Annotated in this window: 20 protein-coding genes; 17 read left to right on the top strand and 3 right to left on the bottom strand. The window is 73.1% G+C overall.

Annotation, left to right across the window (positions count from 1 at the left end):
* The 8 genes from AB0C99_RS38030 to AB0C99_RS37995 all read left to right on the top strand — a co-directional run.
* Nucleotides 1-400: hypothetical protein (locus AB0C99_RS38030; RefSeq protein ID WP_362484837.1), on the top strand; the 400-nt coding region annotated here is incomplete at its 5' end.
* Between the two features lie 14 nt (nucleotides 401-414).
* Nucleotides 415-759 (top strand): hypothetical protein, encoded by a 345-nt coding sequence (locus AB0C99_RS38025; RefSeq protein ID WP_362484835.1) that lies wholly within the window; start codon nucleotides 415-417, stop codon nucleotides 757-759.
* Nucleotides 756-998, top strand: coding sequence for a hypothetical protein (locus AB0C99_RS38020; protein ID WP_362484833.1), 243 nt, complete (start codon nucleotides 756-758; stop codon nucleotides 996-998). Before AB0C99_RS38025 ends, AB0C99_RS38020 begins: the two co-directional genes overlap by 4 nt.
* 29 nt (nucleotides 999-1027) lie before the next feature.
* On the top strand, nucleotides 1028-1381 hold the full coding sequence (locus tag AB0C99_RS38015) for a hypothetical protein (RefSeq protein ID WP_362484831.1): 354 nt from the start codon (nucleotides 1028-1030) through the stop codon (nucleotides 1379-1381).
* A 25-nt stretch (nucleotides 1382-1406) separates the two neighbouring features.
* Entirely contained in the window at nucleotides 1407-1790 is a 384-nt protein-coding gene (locus AB0C99_RS38010) for a hypothetical protein (RefSeq protein ID WP_362484829.1), read from the top strand.
* A gap of 372 nt (nucleotides 1791-2162) precedes the next feature.
* Nucleotides 2163-4409: a hypothetical protein gene (locus tag AB0C99_RS38005; RefSeq protein WP_362484828.1), complete on the top strand. Its 2247-nt coding sequence runs from the start codon at nucleotides 2163-2165 to the stop codon at nucleotides 4407-4409.
* Nucleotides 4410-4827: 418 nt separating this feature from the next.
* On the top strand, nucleotides 4828-5217 hold the full coding sequence (locus tag AB0C99_RS38000; protein ID WP_362484827.1) for a hypothetical protein: 390 nt from the start codon (nucleotides 4828-4830) through the stop codon (nucleotides 5215-5217).
* Nucleotides 5214-7163 carry a relaxase/mobilization nuclease domain-containing protein gene (locus AB0C99_RS37995; protein WP_362484825.1) on the top strand — a complete coding sequence of 650 codons (1950 nt, stop codon included), beginning with the start codon at nucleotides 5214-5216 and terminating at the stop codon, nucleotides 7161-7163. Before AB0C99_RS38000 ends, AB0C99_RS37995 begins: the two co-directional genes overlap by 4 nt.
* A gap of 497 nt (nucleotides 7164-7660) precedes the next feature.
* Here the strand turns inward: AB0C99_RS37995 and AB0C99_RS37990 are convergent, their stop codons facing one another.
* Nucleotides 7661-7885, bottom strand: coding sequence for a hypothetical protein (locus AB0C99_RS37990; RefSeq protein WP_362484823.1), 225 nt, complete (start codon nucleotides 7883-7885; stop codon nucleotides 7661-7663).
* A 540-nt stretch (nucleotides 7886-8425) separates the two neighbouring features.
* On the opposite strand from AB0C99_RS37990, the gene AB0C99_RS37985 reads away from it, so the two are divergent.
* The gene (locus tag AB0C99_RS37985; protein WP_362484821.1) at nucleotides 8426-9040 is read left to right on the top strand and encodes a hypothetical protein; all 615 of its coding nucleotides are present in this window, start codon (nucleotides 8426-8428) and stop codon (nucleotides 9038-9040) included.
* A 256-nt stretch (nucleotides 9041-9296) separates the two neighbouring features.
* Here AB0C99_RS37985 and AB0C99_RS37980 read toward each other — a convergent pair whose 3' ends face one another.
* Nucleotides 9297-9665: a hypothetical protein gene (locus AB0C99_RS37980; RefSeq protein WP_362484819.1), complete on the bottom strand. Its 369-nt coding sequence runs from the start codon at nucleotides 9663-9665 to the stop codon at nucleotides 9297-9299.
* A 567-nt stretch (nucleotides 9666-10232) separates the two neighbouring features.
* Between AB0C99_RS37980 and AB0C99_RS37975 the strand changes: the two genes are divergently transcribed.
* Nucleotides 10233-10712, top strand: coding sequence for a hypothetical protein (locus tag AB0C99_RS37975; RefSeq protein WP_362484817.1), 480 nt, complete (start codon nucleotides 10233-10235; stop codon nucleotides 10710-10712).
* A 429-nt stretch (nucleotides 10713-11141) separates the two neighbouring features.
* Here the strand turns inward: AB0C99_RS37975 and AB0C99_RS37970 are convergent, their stop codons facing one another.
* Nucleotides 11142-11864 (bottom strand): GntR family transcriptional regulator, encoded by a 723-nt coding sequence (locus AB0C99_RS37970; RefSeq protein WP_362484816.1) that lies wholly within the window; start codon nucleotides 11862-11864, stop codon nucleotides 11142-11144.
* Between the two features lie 249 nt (nucleotides 11865-12113).
* On the opposite strand from AB0C99_RS37970, the gene AB0C99_RS37965 reads away from it, so the two are divergent.
* The 7 genes from AB0C99_RS37965 to AB0C99_RS37935 all read left to right on the top strand — a co-directional run.
* On the top strand, nucleotides 12114-12296 hold the full coding sequence (locus tag AB0C99_RS37965; RefSeq protein WP_362484814.1) for a hypothetical protein: 183 nt from the start codon (nucleotides 12114-12116) through the stop codon (nucleotides 12294-12296).
* A 5-nt stretch (nucleotides 12297-12301) separates the two neighbouring features.
* A complete protein-coding gene (locus AB0C99_RS37960; protein ID WP_362484813.1) occupies nucleotides 12302-12643 on the top strand; it encodes a WhiB family transcriptional regulator in 342 nt (113 codons plus the stop codon).
* Nucleotides 12640-13317 (top strand): hypothetical protein, encoded by a 678-nt coding sequence (locus AB0C99_RS37955; protein WP_362484812.1) that lies wholly within the window; start codon nucleotides 12640-12642, stop codon nucleotides 13315-13317. Before AB0C99_RS37960 ends, AB0C99_RS37955 begins: the two co-directional genes overlap by 4 nt.
* On the top strand, nucleotides 13314-13769 hold the full coding sequence (locus AB0C99_RS37950) for a hypothetical protein (RefSeq protein WP_362484810.1): 456 nt from the start codon (nucleotides 13314-13316) through the stop codon (nucleotides 13767-13769). The genes AB0C99_RS37955 and AB0C99_RS37950 overlap by 4 nt, the downstream gene beginning before the upstream one ends.
* Nucleotides 13766-14884: a hypothetical protein gene (locus tag AB0C99_RS37945; protein ID WP_362484808.1), complete on the top strand. Its 1119-nt coding sequence runs from the start codon at nucleotides 13766-13768 to the stop codon at nucleotides 14882-14884. Before AB0C99_RS37950 ends, AB0C99_RS37945 begins: the two co-directional genes overlap by 4 nt.
* A gap of 201 nt (nucleotides 14885-15085) precedes the next feature.
* Nucleotides 15086-15268 carry a hypothetical protein gene (locus AB0C99_RS37940; protein ID WP_362484806.1) on the top strand — a complete coding sequence of 61 codons (183 nt, stop codon included), beginning with the start codon at nucleotides 15086-15088 and terminating at the stop codon, nucleotides 15266-15268.
* 360 nt (nucleotides 15269-15628) lie between these two features.
* Nucleotides 15629-17153, top strand: a 1525-nt coding sequence (locus AB0C99_RS37935; RefSeq protein WP_362484805.1) for a DUF2637 domain-containing protein, incomplete at its 3' end; no start/stop codon positions are given.

The following is a 17153-nucleotide window of genomic DNA, read 5'->3' as shown; positions in this document are numbered from 1 at the left end:
GGTGGTCGAAGACGAAGCGCGAGTGCTCGAAGGCCAGCGGAAGGTGGCCGAAGAGACCGCCCGGATCGAGCAGGCGCGCCACGCCGCCGCCCAGGACGCGGTCCGCGCGGCCCAAGCCGAGGCCCTCTCCAACCTGTCCGCCCGCGAGCTCCGCGAGCGCGTCGTCGCCCGCTTCCTCATCGACTCGATGCCCATTGACACCGTCCGCTCCCTCGCCCCCCAGGACCTCGCCGGGCGCGTCCAGGACCTCCCCGTCACCAACGCCAAGATCGGCGACCTCATCGGCGCCAAGGAGAGCACCGCCTCTTCCCACAAGACCGCCGCCATCGACCTCATCGCCCGCGGCTACAACCACCACACCGGCTACGACCCCGACCTCACCACCGCCACCCAGCAGTAGAGGAGGACCACCCCATGGCCAGCCACCTCGTCGTCTCCCACGGCGCCGACTTCTTCGGCCAGGACCGCCACCCGCTCGCGGCCGTCACCGGCCTCGCCGGATACGCCACCGGCACCCTGCCCGCCGCCGAACGGCGCGAGCTCGTCGAGCTCCTGGAGCACGCCGCCGACGGCCACACCATCGAGCCCGCCACCGCCGCCGTCCTCGCCGACCAGCTCCTGCGCGTCTCCCGCCACGGCTTCCTGCCCGCCAAGGCCAGCCGCCTCGCCCGCGCCCTCGCCGACGCCGCCGCCCGCGCCGCCGCCGACGAGGAGGCGTGGACCTGGACCGCCACCACCGACACGGAGATCGCCGCATGACCATCCGCTTCGACCGGATGCCGCACGCCTGCGCGGCCCGCGTCACCGCCGCCGTCGAGGCGTACTCCGCCAAGAACGGCCTCGCCCACGGCAGCCTCGACGCCACCGCCTACGTCTGCGCCGGCCACACCGACACCGCCCGCCAGATGTGGCGGGACCAGGGCCTCACCCCGTACACCGCGCAGGCCGCGCCCAGCAGCTCGATGCGCTGCGGCGAGATCAGCGACTTCCGCCACTGACGTCACACCTGACTGGAAGGATCGACCCCATGACCGACAAGACCCCCGCCCAGCTCGCCGACACCGCCGGCGACGCGATCCGCGCCCTCAACCACGCGACCCTCAGCACTCGTCCGGACTGGGAGTACCCGGGCGACGCGTACAGCGTCGTCGGCAACCTCGCCTACATGGCCGGGATGCTCCCGCAGGCCATCGAGCAGATCACCCAGCTCCTCACCACCCTGGAGGGGGAGAACCACCTCAAGAGCGACCGCGACACCCTCGGCGACGACCTGGAGGCCGCGTACGCCGGCCTCCACATCGCGGCCGGAGCCGCCGAGACCCTCCGCGGCGCCCTCACCCGCGCGCAGAACGGCCTCGGCGCCGTCGCGTACAAGGACTGACCACCACCCCCGAGAGGAACGACCGATGACCGACACCACGATCACCATCGCCGAGGACAACTGGGTCGAGGCCGGGCAGGAAGTCAGCAGCCCGGAGGAACTGCGCGAGTACGTTGCCCAGCTCCGCGCCGCGGTCTCCCACATGCACACCGGCCTCGGCCGCGCCGCCTTCGGAGCTCTCAACGGCCGCTCCTGGCTCGACACCCCGGGCGACGAGCGCCTCGCCGCCGCCGAGATCCTGGGCGACCACCTGGAGATGACCGTCACCCCCGCCGGCACCAAGGCCAAGGACGCCACCTTCCGCCAGTCGCTCGCCGCGCTCCAGGCCGCCCTCGACGCGGTCGATCGCGCGACGCTGACCGTGTGGCTCGCGCAGATCGCCGCCCAGGACCCCGACCGACTCGCGTAACACCCCAGGCCCCGCGTCCCGCCTGACGGGACAGCAGCACGACGAAGGCCCGCGACACGGGAATTGTCGCGGGCCTTCGTTCGCCCCGTGAGATCTCACGGGTCACTTTGGGCGTCGCAGTGGATATCCAGCCCCAGGTGGTGAAAGGATCACTGCCACAAAAGAACGTGGGGCGCACCCGGATGTAGGAGTTCGGGATACGCCCCGCGCGAGTCCTTACCTGAACGTTCCTAGGCGCACCAGACAGGACCCAACGCTTTGATCAGCGTACCCGGGGACAGTCGTCCCGCAACACCTGTCCAGGCCATCGAGCCGGACAACCACCCGAGCGAGTCGCCGGGTTCCTCCGCGTTTGCCCCCCAGCCTGCCGCCGTGATCCGCGCCACGGGCGCGGACCGCCGCCGTGAGCTGGAGGCCCCCGCCTCCACCCTCCCCGCTGGCGCCACGCCGATGGAACTCGCCCGCCAGCGCCAGGCCGCCGCCCGCGATGCCGCCCGCGCCCGGCGTGTCGCTGAGGGCCGTACCCGCGCCATCGACCGCAAGGTCGCCGAGATCCAGGCCCTTGACGCCGCCTCAGCGGCCCTGTCCGGCACGTTCTCCGCCGCAGGCAACCGACGGGCCCCCGCCACCCCCGCCAGCCCCCACAGCCCCGTCAGGGACGACTCAGCCGCAACCCCGAACGCGCGTGCGGCTAGGGAAGCGGTAAACCTCGTTTCCACCGCAGGACAGACCCCCTCGGCCACGGGTCAGCAGGAGGACGCCGACGCGAAGATGCGGCGGCTCAAGCTCCGCGACCAACGGCGGCGTCTACGTGAGGCGATCCAGCGGTTCACTCTTCTGAGTGGCCTGCGCGTCTGCGGCACCCGACTGACGGGCGAGGAGGTCGGCGTCCACATCGGCGAGGGCTCCGCGCGCTTCGCCGGACTCCAGTCCTGCCACTCGGTGTGGGCCTGCCCGATCTGCCAGGCCCGCATCCGCGCGGCCCGCGCCGTCGAGCTCGAACGCGCCGCCCTGGCCTGGCTCAAGGCCGGGCACGGCCTGTACATGGCCACCCTGACCGTGCCGCACTGGGAGCACGTCCGGCTCGCCAGCCGGGTCAAGGACGGCCACAAGTGCGCAGGTCAGCGCTCCTGCACCTGTCAGTGCACCTGCCCCGTGCTCGCCCCGGGCCCCGGGCAGAAGAAACCGCCGTGCACCTGCGCGTGCCCCGTCGACCCCGGGCAGCTCGCCCGCGTGGTCGAGGCGTGGCGCGGTGTCCAGGGCGGCACCTGGTGGACCGGACGGCACGTCATCCGGGACGGCGCCCCCGCCCCTTGGGGCCCGGAATGGGAGGGTGACGACCGGTATGTCCGCCGCCAGGAGTACGACGGACAGGGCCGCCGGGTCGGTCCCGCCACGGTCTGGCAGGACGGGTTCCGCGACCGCTGGAACATCGTCGGCACGACCCGCACCATCGAGATCACCTGGGGCAAGAACGGCTGGCACAGCCACGCGCACGTCCTGATCTGGACGGAGGAGGCGGCCACCGACGCCCGAGCCGAGGTCATCGAGGAGGAGCTCTACAACCGCTGGGCCCAGCGTTGCACGGCCGTTGGCCTGCCCAAGCCCGCCCGGGGCGAGATCCGCCCCAAGGACGGCAAGCGGATCGGCAAGGGCGTCGACGTCACCGCCGCCACCCGCGAGAAGGCCGGCGCGCTGGGGAAGTACGTCGTCAAGCTCCAGGAAGGCGGCTCCCTCGCGCTGGAGATGACGCGGATGGACCTCAAGGTCACCCGGGGGCAGAAGGGCAAGACGGCCCTGGAGCTCGCCGCCATCGCCGCCTCCGGCAACGAGAAGGCCGTCGACCTGTGGCACGAGTACGAGTTCGCCACCCGTGGCCTCCAGTGCCTGACCTGGAGCAAGGGCCTGCGCGAGCGCCTCGCCCACCTGGTGAAGCTCGACGAGCGCGAGGACGCGGAGATCCCGGAGGAAGAGGTCGCAGAGACCCCCGAGCTCCCCTCGCTCCTGATCACCCGCGAGGCGTGGTGGCGCCTGATCGTGCCCGTCTTCGGGGCCCGCGCCGACATCCTCCAGGCCGCCGAAGTCGGCGGTCTGCCCGGCGTCATCGCCCGCCTCACCAAGCTCGGCCTGGTCCAGGGCGTCGACTTCTACCCGCCGGACAAGCCAGCAGGCCGCCGTCCCGTCTCCGTCGACCAGCTCCGCCGAGGCCAGCAGGTCCGCGATGCCCGCCGCGCGCGTCGAGAGGCGGTCGACAAGGCCGTTCTGGAGCGGACCCCTGCCCAATGGGCCCGAGCCCAGGAGATCCGCCTCGCGGACATGCAGCGCGAGGCCCACGCACGCGCCGCCCTGGCCGAGCAGGACAAGAAGCGGTCCGAGACCGCCGACACCCAGCGCACCCACGCCGCCGTCGAGTTCGCCCGCCGCCGCGCCGAGCTCCGCCGCGACCCCGAAGCCCACCGCGGCTTCGACCGCGAACCGGTCCGCGCCGTGCACCTGCCCGACCTCGACGACCTCGTCGCCGACGCCCGCCCGGCGCCGCACGGCACCCCGGCCTGCGCCGTCTGCGGCGGCCAGCTCGACGCCACCGTCGCCGCCCATGGGCAGCACGTCATGTGCTGACCGGTGGTCCTCGGGAACGGCCGACGCAAGCGCCGGCCACCGGAGCCCAGGGGGCTCCGGAACGGAGGACGGACCGGCCGGTGACCGGCAGCGGCAGCGTCCAGGCCGCGAGCCCCGGACGTCGGGCACCTGACCCCCGGGAACCCTTGACTCGCGGCAGCGAGGTATGCCGGTGCGCTTCGCTTACCGGCACCTCGCCCCTGGCGCGCTGCGCTTGCCGGGGGAGGACCGCCCCTTGACGGGGCGGTCCGCCGGCGGCCCGAGGGGCCGCACGGCAGGCGCGGACGGCCGCGCCGGAGCCGTGGCCGCCGGGGGCGGCCCCAGGTTCCCCGCCCCGAAAGCGGTGCGGATATCCGCAGGTGATACGACTGGTGGGCCAGTCGCCAATTGGCGACTGGCCACAGTCGAGGGGGTACGGATGGCACGGGGTACGCCGGGGAGCAAGCGCCAGCACACGGTCTCCGTGCGGCTGAACGATGCCGAGCGGAAGAGGTGGGACGCGGCCCGCGCCGAGTCCGGCCGCCGCGAGCTCGGTGCGTGGGTCCGCGCCGTGGTCGAGGACCGCCTCGCCAACGTCGGCGACGGCCAGGCCCCGGGCGCCGAGCGAAGGCCGGCACCGCTCGACCCGGTGTCGCAGGCCGCGTACGACGAGTTGTGCCGGATCGGCGCGAACCTCAACCAGCTCGTGCGGTACTCCCACCAGGACGGCGCGCTCCACCCCGCCATCGAGGGCGCCCTGTTCGAGGTCGGCAACGCCGCCCTCGCGATCCGGGGCATCGAGCCCATGGACGGCGCGGACCCCGAGTGATCGCCAACATCACCAAGGGCCGGAAGGCCGTCGGCGCGATCCTCTACGACTTCGGCCCCGGCCGCCGGGACGAGCACGTGAACCCGCGGATCGTCGCCGGGAACGTCACCGGCACGCCGATGCAGGTCGCCCGCGCGATCGACCACACCGCCCGCCAGCGACCGGAGATCAAGGCGCCGATCTGGCGCACGTCGCTGTCCCTGCCCGACGAGGACGGCGTCCTGCCCGACGCCCAGTGGGCCGAGATCGCCACGGCGTTCGTCGCCGACATGGGCTTCGACGGGGCCCCGTGGGTCGCGGTCCGCCACGGCGACGACCACGTCCACCTCACCGTGAGCCGGGTCGACTGGTCCGGGCAGCTGCTCACCGACCGGTGGGACTACCGCCGCGCCCGCGATGCCGCCGACCGCCTGGAGCAGGAGCACGGCCTGGTCCCGGCGCGCGAGCGCTTCCGTGCCGAGGGCCCGCAGGTCCGCAACAACGAGCTGGAGGCCGCCCGCCGGCGCGGCCGTGCCCACGACACCGCCCTGCCCCCGGAGCGCGAGGAGCTCCGCCGGATCGTGCGCGAGGTCCGGGACGCGAGCCGCGGACTCGGCCGCGACGCCTTCGAGTCCGGACTCGAGGACGCCGGAGTCACCTTCCGCGCGAACGTCGCCAGCACCGGCCGCATGAACGGCTACTCGTTCACGCTCGCCGGATGGGTCGACGGCGACGGCGCCCCGGTGTGGGTCGCTGCCTCGAAGGTGGCCAAGGAGCTGCGGTGGGCCGACCTCGGCAAGGTCCTCGGCGACGGCCCCGCCACGCCCACGGTCCCCGACCCGAGGGCCGAGCTGGTGGCCGCCGCCCGCGCGACGTCGACCGTCCTGCAGGACGGCCCGACGCACGAGGAGCTCGCCGCGGCGGCCGAGCGCGGCGCCGAGATCCTGCGCCGGGGCCAAGCCGAGCGCGGCGTCGTGCCCGTGCCCGAGCAGCAGCCGGCGGCCCGCTCCACCGACCCGGCCGCCGCCCTCCTCGCCCAGTGGCGGGCCAAGGCCGCCGGACAGCAGCCGCCCGCCGACGAGGTGCCCGCCGCGCCCGCGCCGATCCCGGCCTGGACGGACAAGGCCCGCCGGCCCCACGGCCGGATGAGCAACGACGGCCTGGCCGCCGCCATCACGCGGCGGGAGAAGGAGCTCGCCGCGCTCACCCGGGCCAAGGCCCAGGCGGAGGAGGAGATCCGGACCGGCGACGCCATCGTCACCGGACAGGTCACCGGCCCCTACGTCCAGGAGCTCCACCAGCTCCTGGCCCGGCTGGAGAAGGCCGAGCCGCACATCACCACGGCGGAGACCGCGATGCGCGCCGCCCTTGCGGCCGACGAGGCAGCCGACGCGGCCCGCAAGGTGTGGCGGGAGGCCAACGGCCGCAAGGACATGAGCCGGTGGGCGCTGTGGCGGATGGACACCAGCCGCAGCCAGGAGGAGACCCGGGCCAAGAAGGCGTCCGAGACGATCCACGAGAACGTCGACATCGCCGCCCAGTCCCGCACCCAGGCGTCCACGGCGTTCGACCTGGCGCGCAAGGAGACCGGCCTGCCCGACCCGGTCGGCGAACTCAGCCGACTCCGCACAGGCTGGAGCGAGCTCGTCAGCGAGGCCCACGGCCGCGACCAGGTCCACGGCAAGGCCCAGCGGCACAACGGCCGTGCCAGCGCCGAGCGGGCCACCGCCACGATCGCCAAGGTGGAGAAGCGCGTCCAGGAGCTCCGCCAGGAGCAGGCCCTGCGCAAGGAGATGCCCAAGGGCCAGCGGGAGGCCGAGGGCCGCGCCCGGTCCGCCGCCGCCCGCGCCGCGCTCCCCAAGTCGAGGAAGGCCGGCACCGGCAAGCGCTACGGGACCGCGTACGAGCAGCCCGCGCACCTGCGGCAGCCGCCGCCGGACCAGGGCCGAGGTCACGGACTTCGCTGACCGCCGCGGGTGCTGGGGGCCTTCGCCGGCCCCCAGACCCCCGCTCCGGTCGGCATCGCCCGGCGCGAGCAGGTCTCGCCGTGGCCGGGCGCCGTCCGCTCCGGACGACACCGCCCACCGGACCCCGTGGCCGAGGCCGTCGGCGGGTTGCCTCCCAGGTTGCCCCACAAGTAGCCCTACAAGTTGCTCCCCAAGTTGCCCTGCAAGTTGCCTTACAACTTGCCCCCAAGGCCCGCGCCAGGCAGCAAAAGCAGCAGGTCAGTGCCCGTGGTCAAGGGGTGCACGGCACGCCGACTACTTCTCCTGGAGGGGTCTGGAGAACCCCGGACCCGTACCGGCGTCCGCAGCGGTTCCGTTCCGGGTCCTCTTTGAGGTCCTCTTCGGAGTGCCGTTCCGGGTTCCCTTCCGGGTTCCCTTTCGGGTCCCCTTCGTTCCGCGCGGGACGAAGGGGAACGCGCAGCTCAGCAGCCCGGACAAGGGGGGTGGGCGCCCGCCGACTACTTCTGTACGGACCCCTCTTGGAGCTCCGAGGCCCCCACGAAGCCCGGCCCGAGGACCCGCCGGCCCCGCACCACGACGTGCTCCTGGTCGTGCTCGACGTCGCCCTCGACCGGCACGGCGACCGCGCGCTCGACGGGCAGCAGCCGAGGAGAAGTGCCTCCCGAACTCGCGTACATCGCGGTCGCCGGACCGAGGCCAAGAGGACGTCGTGCGGTGCTCATGGACGCAGTCTGACGGACCGGCGGCGCCCCGCGAGGCCATCGGCTGGTCCATCACGTGCTGGTGGAGGAAACCTGTTCGGGTCTGGCGCGTTCTCTCAGTTCAGTCGCTGGGTGGCGCCATCACGCGAACGCCGGTTCTGCCGGAAGTAAGGGTGAAGGGGAAGGGGCGGATCGGAAGCCGCGGGCGCCCTCCGGGCGAGTGGAACTGGTGGCCGGCGCCGGGCGGGTACCCGGGGTACCCGGTGCGATCATCTGTCTCCCGTGGGAGACGGCTGTCCCCGGCCCGGCCGGGGTGGATGACATCGAGGACCAGGACGTCGGAGTCGTCCACGCCCGGGAGTCCGCGCCGGTAGGCTCCGTGGTGGGGCAGGACGCGCCTGCCCGAGCCGCCGCCGCCGACTCCCACGCAGTCGGCGGTGCCGTCCGGCCAAGGTCCCCCGGGCCGCGCGCTTGAACTTCACCGTGATGCCGACGACGTGCTGCGCCCGTCCTCCCGTCCGGCGGTGAGCGCGTGGGCCGTGCCGCCGATCGGAGACCCCCGTGCCCAAGCACGACAGCAAGCGCAAGGCCGCCATCCGCGCCCACATGGAGCGCACCGGCCTGCCGTACGCGGCAGCCGCAGCCGCCGTTGCCGCCGCCGCGCGGCCGGAGCCGTACGACCCGGAGTGGGACGGCGGCCGGGACCGGCCCACCCCGTTCCCGGAGATCAAGCGCCGCCTGGACGAAGCCGATCGCGTCCTCCAGGAGGAGACCGAGCTGCACCACGCCGGCGAACAGGACGACCCGCACCGCCGCGCCCAGGCGTTCGACGCCCGGTCGATGGCGTGGCTGGAGCTCGCCGCGCACGCCGAGGGCAGCGAGTACCACGCCGCGTGCATGCTCGCCTCGTTCCACGACCAGGAGACCGCCGCCCGCATCCGGTTCGAGCACAGCATCCCGAGCCTGTTCCCGCAGACGATGGCGGCCCGGGTCGGGCTCCAGTGCTGCGAGTGGTGCGGCAGGCCGTGGCAGGCCGACCCCGAGGGCGCGTGCGAGCACTGCCCGCGGCTGATGTGGGGCCCGACCCCGCGCAGCGCCGAGGAGGCCGTGACGGGGCCGAAGCCCATCCCGGTCACCCGCGAACAGATGAGGCCGGCGCCCGTGTACGAGGACTGACCCGAAGGCCGGAGTCCGGTACGCCCTCGCGCGTGCACGCGTGTGCACGGGCACGTGTGCACGCGTTGGGGCGGCCGTCGACGTCGTGATGCATAGGTGTGGGCGTTGAGTTCGACGGCCGTTCGGCGGCGGTCCTCGCGGTTACCGGTTACGGGTTACAGGCCGGGGAGGAGCGGTGCCGTGCCGTTCTGGGCCCCCGCGGTTCGCGGGCGGAGCTGTAACCGGTAACCGGTAACCGGGGCCTCGGCGGAGGAGGTCAGCCGTCCTCGGTGCTGGCTCCGGCGTTGTGCTTCACGACCTGCGACACGCCAGCGAGTGCGGCGCCGATCAGGACGGCGGTCCAGGCGTGTTCGGCGAGCCCGTACACCGCGACGATCACGCCGATCACCAGCAGCACCGCGTGCAGCGGCGGGCCGTCCTTCTCCGGCTTCGCTTCCTCGGCCGGTGCCTTCAACGCCTCGATCTCCGCGACGATCGCCTCGATGCGCTCGGCCGCGTACCGGTAGCCGGAGCTGTCCGGCAGCTCCTGGAGGTTCGCGAGCATCACCGAGTTCCTGTGCAGCTCGGCCTCCAGCTCGGCGATCCGCTTCGCGACCAGCGCGGTCTTCGCGTCGTCCTCGGACACGGCGTTCCCTCCCCTGGCTGCCGGTCGCAGCAACGGGCAGCGACACCAGGGTAGATGCGGCGCCAGGCCGCCCACCGGCCTTCCGCGCGGCCCGCGCAAGGCGGGGCCCTCGCGGATTCCCTCCGGTCGGGCGGCACTCACGGTGGGCCGTGCGGGCGTTCGGGGTGGCGGAGCTTGCGGAGCCGCCCCGGGCGGTCGTGCGGCATGGTGCGGAGGGACGACCGGCCGGAGGGAAGCCCGCGACCCCGCCGACCCACCCACCGGCCCGCACGGACCCGCGATCCCCCGCCCCTCTGGGAGCGGTGGCCCCCCGGAGGGCCGCCGGAGGCACCGCCGCTCGCGGCGGTGAAGGCCGCGGGCACCGGGTAGCCGGCCGCGCTGATTGCGGGGCAATCACCGAACCCGCCATCCGCTGCACACCCCCGAAGCCGTCACAGTGACGTCCCCCGGTCGGGCCAAAGCCGTCACTGTGACAGCTTGTCCGCCGGTGCTGTTCTGGCTGGTCACGCCGAACCCGCCATCCCGTGCACCCCCAAAGCCGTCACAGTGACGGCTAGGGTCGGTGGCGTGGATGCCGAGGACGTGAGGCTGGTCCGGGTCGTGCCGGACCCGGAGTGTGTGTGGTGCGGTGAGCCGGTGAGCCAGCTGGGCACGCGCACGCCGAGGAAGTTCTGCAAGCGGTCGCACCGCCAGCGTGCGCTGGAGGCCCGGAGGCTGGGCCTGCCGATGAAGAAGGACCGCCCGCAGAAGGAGGCGGAGCCGAGGCCGGCCGCGCTGGTCCGCGCCGAGGAGGACCGCCAAGCCGCGCTGTTCCTCGCGGACGCGGTGCTCCGGGCTTCCGTCGACGTCCCCCCGCCGGCCCCGGCCGCCGACGACGAACGGCCGCTTCCCGCCGAACCGCGTGTCGAGCGCAGGGTCCTGCCGCTGTGGGAGGACGAGGAGGTAGGGGAACGGCTGGCCGCGTACGGGATCGGGCCGGACGGGTCGCCGGACTGGGAGAAGCGGCTGGAGTATTGGGAGAGCAAGGGCGGGCCCGCGGCCGACTGACCAGGGGAGCCGCCCACCCTCGGCGCGTAGGCGGTGGGTTCCCACGGGCGGGCCGGGAGACACCGGACGACACGCTGCCTGGCCACGACGATGCCCGCGCCGACGCGGAGCGACCACACCGGCCGTTCGTCATCGCGGCAGCAGCTGCTCCCCGCCAGCCACTCCCCCACGGTGCGGTCGCCTCACGGCCTGCATCCGTGACGGCGGGGGTACGGTCCGTGCCCAACTCCGGCCGATAATCCGGCAAACCGGACAGCCACCCGGGCACCCCTCCCCCGCTGCCAGCCGTCTTTTCCCAGCTCAGATCACCCGCAGACGCCAACGGCGGTGGCCACGGAGGCTAACGGTCGTAGGCGCCCGCGAAGGCTGCCTCAGGACATGACGAAGGCCCGCACCCAGGCAGGGTGCGGGCCTTCGAGGCGAACGGCCTTACGAGCGCAGGTCGCTGGACCAGCGCAGGATCGTGGCGCCGCCGGCGACCTTCACCGCGACCTCCACGACCCGCCCGTCCGCGAGGTACACGGTCCGGACGACCTGGGTCACGGGCACCTTGTCGGCGCTGAGACCAAGCACGGCCTTCTCGTCCTCGGTCGCGTGACGCGAGGTGACTTCCTCCAGGACCCGTTCCTGCGGGATGCCGAGCCGCTCGGCAGCGAGCTCGCGCGACCCGCCGGTGGAGACCGGCTGAGTCAGCTCCGGTGTCACCGCGATCACGTACGCCGGATAGAACGAGCTGCTGACGTGCACGGGCACGCCGCCACGGCTCACGACCCGTCGGCGGACGTGCACTGGTGTACCGGGCGCGACGTCGAGGCGAGGAGCCACGAGCTCGTCCGCGCCGACCGTGCCGATCTCCAGGATCTTGGAGCTCTCCCCCGCCGCGAGCGCCTTGCCGGTGCTCGCGTGCAACGCCACCCGCTGCGCGATGTTGTTGCTGAGCGCGCCCGCCACGATCGTGCCGACGCCCGCCTTCGGCAGGGTCAGCCCCTCGCTCTTGAGCTGCCGGAACGCCCTGTTGGCGGTCGTCTGGGCGACACCGAACTTCTCGCAGACCTGACGCATCGAGGGCATCGTGTCGCCCGGCTTGAGCACGCCGTCCTGGATCTGCTTCCGGTAGTGCGCGGCGATCTCCCCGTAGCCCACTGAAGCCATCCGTTCTCTCCTTCCTGATGCCCGTGCCGCGCTCGCCGTCGAGTGCAGCGCTACACGTACGAGCCTAAGACACGTAGAGGTCTAGCGCTACCACTAGCGCTATCCATCGCTAGTGGTCTACCTTGTTCCCGGGACGCCCCGCCACCCCAGCGGGAAAGTCGGGGGGTCCCGTGTTGCTGACCTGCGAAAACGCAGGTCCCCCGCTGGTGCACCACTAGCGGGGTCCGGTACCTGCCCAGGGGGTGACCCATGGCCTTACCCGACTCGACCCCGCGCCGTACGCCGGCCGCCGAGGTCGTCACCCGTACCCGGCTCCCGCGCCAGACCCCGGCGAGGACCCCCGGCTGCCGCCGGGGCGAGGTCCCCGTCGAGGTCGGCGCCGACGAGCTCCGTGTCCGTTTCCTGCTGTGTGGTCTGGGGGTTGTCCTGTGAGCCGGATGAAGGTCGAGCCGCTCGCCGTCGAGCACGAGCTCGTCGAGCGGGTGCTGAGGATCAAGCAGACGCTCCGCGGGTTCGTCGTCGACGAGACCCCGGTGTGCGCGACGACCGACCCGGAGGCGTGGCACCCCGAGCACCCCAGCGGCCTGAGCACCCCGCCGTACAAGGCGGAGAAGCAGGCGATGGCGCTGTGCCAGGACTGCCCGCTCATCGACTTCTGCCTCATCCAGGAGCTGCGCGAGGTCACGGCCGTCGAGCACGTCCACGGCGTCCGTGGCGGTGTGCGGCAGGCCGAGCGCCAGGCCCTCTACCTCACGGTCGTGAAGGAGGGGCTGCTGTGAAGCTCAAGCTCCCCACCCGCGCCGCCGCGCCCGCCGCCCCGGCCAAGGTCCCGGCCCAGGGCAAGAAGAAGAGCACCAAGGCCGCGCGCACCAAGGCGAAGAAGAAGCGGCTCAACCCGCCCGCCGCCACCGACACCACGCAGGCCGCCCCGGCCGCCGCGCCGGAGGCGCCGTCCGTACAGGACCCGCGGATCCGCTGGGCCCTCTTCAACGGCACGGCCGCCGCCGCTGGTCACCTCGCGATCTGGTCCGTGACCGGCGACCCGATGGCCGGGGCCGACTACATGGCCCGGATGACCATCTCCGTCCCCGAGCTTGCCGCCGCCGGCATCACCGTCGGCGCCCTCGTGGCCGGTTGGAAGGGGGCCGCGATGGTCCACCTCCACCGCCTCCCCGGCCTGGCCGGTCTCGCCGCCCGCCCCGCCGCCGCCATCGGCGCCTCGCTGTGGGGACAGGGCACCGCGCCCGTCGTCCGCGACGCGATGTACGCCATCGAGCCCTGGGGCACGCTCCTCGCTCCGCTCCTGGCCGCCGGTCCCGTCGCCGCCGCGTGCTGGTGGGGGCTTGACCGCCGTGCCCGCCAGTCCGCCCGGCCGGTCCGCTGGATCGCCCGCGTCCCGCTCGCCACCGTCACCGTCTCGTCTCTCCTCTACGCGCCCGGAGTTGTCCTGTGAACACGCCCGAGACCGTCAACACCGTCGTCATCGCCGCCGGTCCGATCCTCGGCTCGGTGGGCATGTCCGGCCTGACCCTGACCACCGGCATGGTGATGCTCGCCGGGCTGCGCGGCAGCGACCGAGTGAAGCTCGACCGCGACAAGGCGGGCGGCATCGGCATCGCGCTCGGCACCTTCGCCGGTGCCGCCGGCGACCTGTGGGCGTCCGTCACGACCGGCGTCGCCGAGGTCCCCACCTCCCTCATCCAGGGCACCGTGGGCGGCAACATCGGCATGGGCGGCGTCGCCCTCGGCCTCACCGCCTGGACGTTCCTCTTCAAGTGGAAGCGCATGGTGTGGCCCGCGCTCCTCGGCATCTCCGCCGGGGTCATCTACGGCCAGGCCGGAGGCATCTGGGCCATCGGCCACAACCTCGTCATCAAGCTCGCGTCCGTCGTGGGGTCGATGTGACCACCACCGACGAGATGCGCGTACGGGACGTGACCCGGGGCGGAGCCGCCGCGCTCACCGCCCTGTGGTCCGGCTCGATGGTCCTCGGCGGCAAGCTGTGCGGCTGCGTCCCCGCCGCCCTCAAGTGGGCCTGGAACCTGGCCAGCGTCGACACCGAGGCCACCGCCGCCGCGCAGGCCGACGCCGACAAGAAGGCCAAGGCCAAGGCCGCGAAGACGAAGGCCAAGGCGAAGAAGTCGGCGAAGAAGACCGACGTCGACGAGGACGACGACGAGGACCAGGACGACGAGCCCGAGGAGGACCAGGAGGTGACGGCCCCGCCCGTCGCCCCGGTCCGCCGACCGTTCCCCGAGTCCGCCGGGATGTTCCTCATCGGCGGGATGCTCGCCGCCGGCACCCTCGGCACCGCCGTCACCCTCGCCGGTCCGTACGTGAAGATGCTCGCCCCCTGGAGCGGCGTCATCGCCACGGTCGGGGGGATGGCCTGGATGGTCGCGGCCTGGATGCTCGCCCCTCCTCCGGCCCCGGCCGAGGAGGACCTCGAAGAGGTAGACGACCAGGAGGTAGACGGCGAGGAGGAGTTCGCCGAGGAGGACCAGGAGGAGGGGGAGGCCCCGGCCGACGAGCCGGAGACGCCCCTGTCCGACCTCCTCGTCCGGCACGTCTTCGCCGAGCTCGCCAAGCTGGAGAAGGAGGGCCGCCCGGCCGTCCACCTCACGATGCTCATCGCGTCGGCGGAGGAAGAGAAGCTCCTCGCGCCGGGGGCGACGGACAAGCTCGCGCTGCGCGACTGGCTGGAGGCGTCCGGCATCCCCGTCACCAAGCAGGTCGGCATCAAGAAGAAGAACGACTGGGGAGTGCGCGTCGACGCCTTCACCGAGGCCCTCGGCATGGGCCCGGGGGAGGCCCTCGCCCGGCTCCTCGGGGGAGGCGCCGAGACCGCCCCGCCGGCCCCCGCCGAGACCCCCGTCCCGGCCCCCGCCGAGACCCCCGAGCAGACCCCCGCCGGGGTTCCGCTTCCGGCCTCCGATGTGCCCGCCCAGGTCCGGCGCCTGACCCTCGTCAAGCCCCTCCCCGAGGGCGAGCCCCAGGAGTCGGGCCAGGGAGTCGCATAGCCCCGGCTATCCCGCCTCTGACCTGCGGATCTATCGACCGGCTACCCCTCGGCTACCGGCCCCGCTACCGGGCCCGGCTACCCCTCCAGCTCCCCACCCCGGAAGGGGTCGGGGGACCCGAAAACACCGAAGCGCCCCGACGACTTGGCGGAAGACAGGGCGCTCCGGTTCCCATCCCGAACAGGAACAGGAGTTCTCATCATGGCATTTCGCCGGACCATCTCCCAGGACGAGCTCCGCTCGAAGATGAGCGACGCCGACCGCGAGCAGCACGCCACCGACTACTCCTCCAGCCGCGGCGGCTGGGTGAAGCGGTCGACCCCCGAGCAGACGCCCGGCTCCGGCAACGGCAGCGGCGGCCGCCTCTTCGGGCGGAAGAAGTGAGCCGCCACACCCGGCCGTCCTGCCACGGCCGCCCGATGAAGCTCGACCAGAAGACCAAGCAGTGGGTCTGCCACCGCTGCGGCGGCTGGACCACCCGCCTCCTCGCCGTGATCGGGGGAGCGCGGTGACCACGCTCCGGGCACTGGCCGGGGCCGTACGGCACCTGTGGCAGTGCTCCGGCTGCGGCACCTGGTCCACCGAGAAGACCGACTCGAACGGGAAGTGCGCGAGCTGCCGCTGACCCCGGCTCTCGGACGCGCCGGAGCCCGTGATTTCGGCAACCGGCGATCAGCACGGACCATGAACACCCCTTCGGGCGGGGCCCCGGCCCCGCCCACCACGCGCCATGAACGGAGAACGATGACCACCACCGTGGAGCCCACCCACCGGGTGCCGGCACCCGCCGACACCACCGTCCGCCCGGCACCTTCGGGCACTCGTCCGTCGGCTTCGACCACTCTGGCCGAGGCTTCGACCACTGTCCCTGAGACCGCCGACGAGCCGAAGAAGTCGCGCTACCTGTGGCTGATGATCCCGCTCGCGGCTGTCGCCGCGCTGTCCGGACTGGCCGCCGCCGGAGTCGGCTTCGCCCTCTCTTACGGTGCGTTGCGAGACGCCGCCGTCGCCTGGGGATACACCGGCTGGAAGAGCTACGCCTTCCCGATCGGCATCGACGGGCTGATCATCGCCCTCTACACCGCCGACCTCGTCTTGGCGTGGCGGCAGATGGCCCGGCCCTGGATCCGGGCGACCGCGCACGCGCTGACCGCCGTCACGATCTGGCTGAACGTCTCCGCGGCCGTCGACTCCATGCCCGGCACGCCCGGCCTGTCCCAGGCGTTCCAGGACGACTTCGGCCGGATCCTCGGACACGCCATGATGCCGGTCGCGTACGTGATCCTGACCGAGGTCGCCCGCTGGGCGATCGTCCGGACCGCCCGCCTGGAGGCCGGCCTTCCTGCTGACCAGACGCTGACCCTCGCCGACTGGGCGATGAACTTCGGTGTGACCTGGAAGGTCTTCCAGCTCGCCAAGACGGAGCCGACCACCTACGCCGAGGCCCGGACCATCGTCCGCCGCCTGGCCATCTACCGCGTCTGGCAGAAGCACCGCGCCCTCTACGCCGACGGCACCACGCAGGAGCGCGCCAAGGTTCTGGACGTCATGCCCGAGCTCCTGGCCCCGTACGGCGTCAGCGTCGAGGAAGCCCGCGCGATCCCCGCGCAGATGCTGGAGCAGGAGCAGCAGCAGGAGGCCGAGCGGCGCCAGGCCGACCGCCGGCGCAAGGAGGAGGAGGAGCAGCAGAAGCGCGACGAGGAGCGGGCCGAGCAGCAGCGGAAGCGGGAACGGGAGCAGCAGGAGCTCGCCGACAAGCGGGAACGGGAGCGCCAGGAGCGCGAGGCCGCCCACCAGGCCCGCCTGGACGAACTCGCCAAGGAGGCCGAGGAGACCCGGCAGCAGGCCGAGCTCGCCGAGCTCAAGGCCATGGCCGACGGCCAGTCCCGGGCCGCCGCCCACCGAGCCGAAGCCGCCGTCGCCACCGCTGAGATCGAGGCAACCAGCGTCACGACCGCCGCCCAGCGCGCCGCCGAGGAGACTGCCCGACGGGCCGCCGCCGAGAAGGCCGCCGAACAGTCCGCGAAGGTCGCCACCGAGCGCGCGAAGGAGAAGGCCGCCCTCGCGAAGGTGGTCGAAGAGGAGGCCCGAGTCCTCGAAGCCGAGCGGAAGAAGGCCGAGGAGTCCTCGAAGCTCGCCGCCGAGCAGGCGAAGGAGAAGGCCGCCCTCGCGAAGGTGGTCGAAGACGAAGCGCGAGTGCTCGAAGGCCAGCGGAAGGTGGCCGAAGAGACCGCCCGGATCGAGCAGGCGCGCCACGCCGCCGCCCAGG

This window comes from Streptomyces sp. NPDC048659 (genome assembly GCF_040650575.1).
GTDB lineage: Bacteria > Actinomycetota > Actinomycetes > Streptomycetales > Streptomycetaceae > Streptomyces.
Note: the sequence above shows the minus strand (reverse complement) of the source record. Positions and strands in the feature narration are given on the sequence as shown.

Bases quoted from the DNA above. Each gene is read 5' to 3' on its own strand.
- AB0C99_RS37960 (WP_362484813.1), top strand. From the start codon at position 12,302: ATGAAGGTCGAGCCGCTCGCCGTCGAGCACGAGCTCGTCGAGCGGGTG.
- AB0C99_RS37990 (WP_362484823.1), bottom strand. From the start codon at position 7,885: ATGAGCACCGCACGACGTCCTCTTGGCCTCGGTCCGGCGACCGCGATG.
- AB0C99_RS37970 (WP_362484816.1), bottom strand. From the start codon at position 11,864: ATGGCTTCAGTGGGCTACGGGGAGATCGCCGCGCACTACCGGAAGCAG.
- AB0C99_RS38020 (WP_362484833.1), top strand. From the start codon at position 756: ATGACCATCCGCTTCGACCGGATGCCGCACGCCTGCGCGGCCCGCGTC.
- AB0C99_RS38025 (WP_362484835.1), top strand. From the start codon at position 415: ATGGCCAGCCACCTCGTCGTCTCCCACGGCGCCGACTTCTTCGGCCAG.
- AB0C99_RS37965 (WP_362484814.1), top strand. From the start codon at position 12,114: ATGGCCTTACCCGACTCGACCCCGCGCCGTACGCCGGCCGCCGAGGTC.
- AB0C99_RS38010 (WP_362484829.1), top strand. From the start codon at position 1,407: ATGACCGACACCACGATCACCATCGCCGAGGACAACTGGGTCGAGGCC.
- AB0C99_RS38000 (WP_362484827.1), top strand. From the start codon at position 4,828: ATGGCACGGGGTACGCCGGGGAGCAAGCGCCAGCACACGGTCTCCGTG.
- AB0C99_RS37940 (WP_362484806.1), top strand. From the start codon at position 15,086: ATGGCATTTCGCCGGACCATCTCCCAGGACGAGCTCCGCTCGAAGATG.
- AB0C99_RS38015 (WP_362484831.1), top strand. From the start codon at position 1,028: ATGACCGACAAGACCCCCGCCCAGCTCGCCGACACCGCCGGCGACGCG.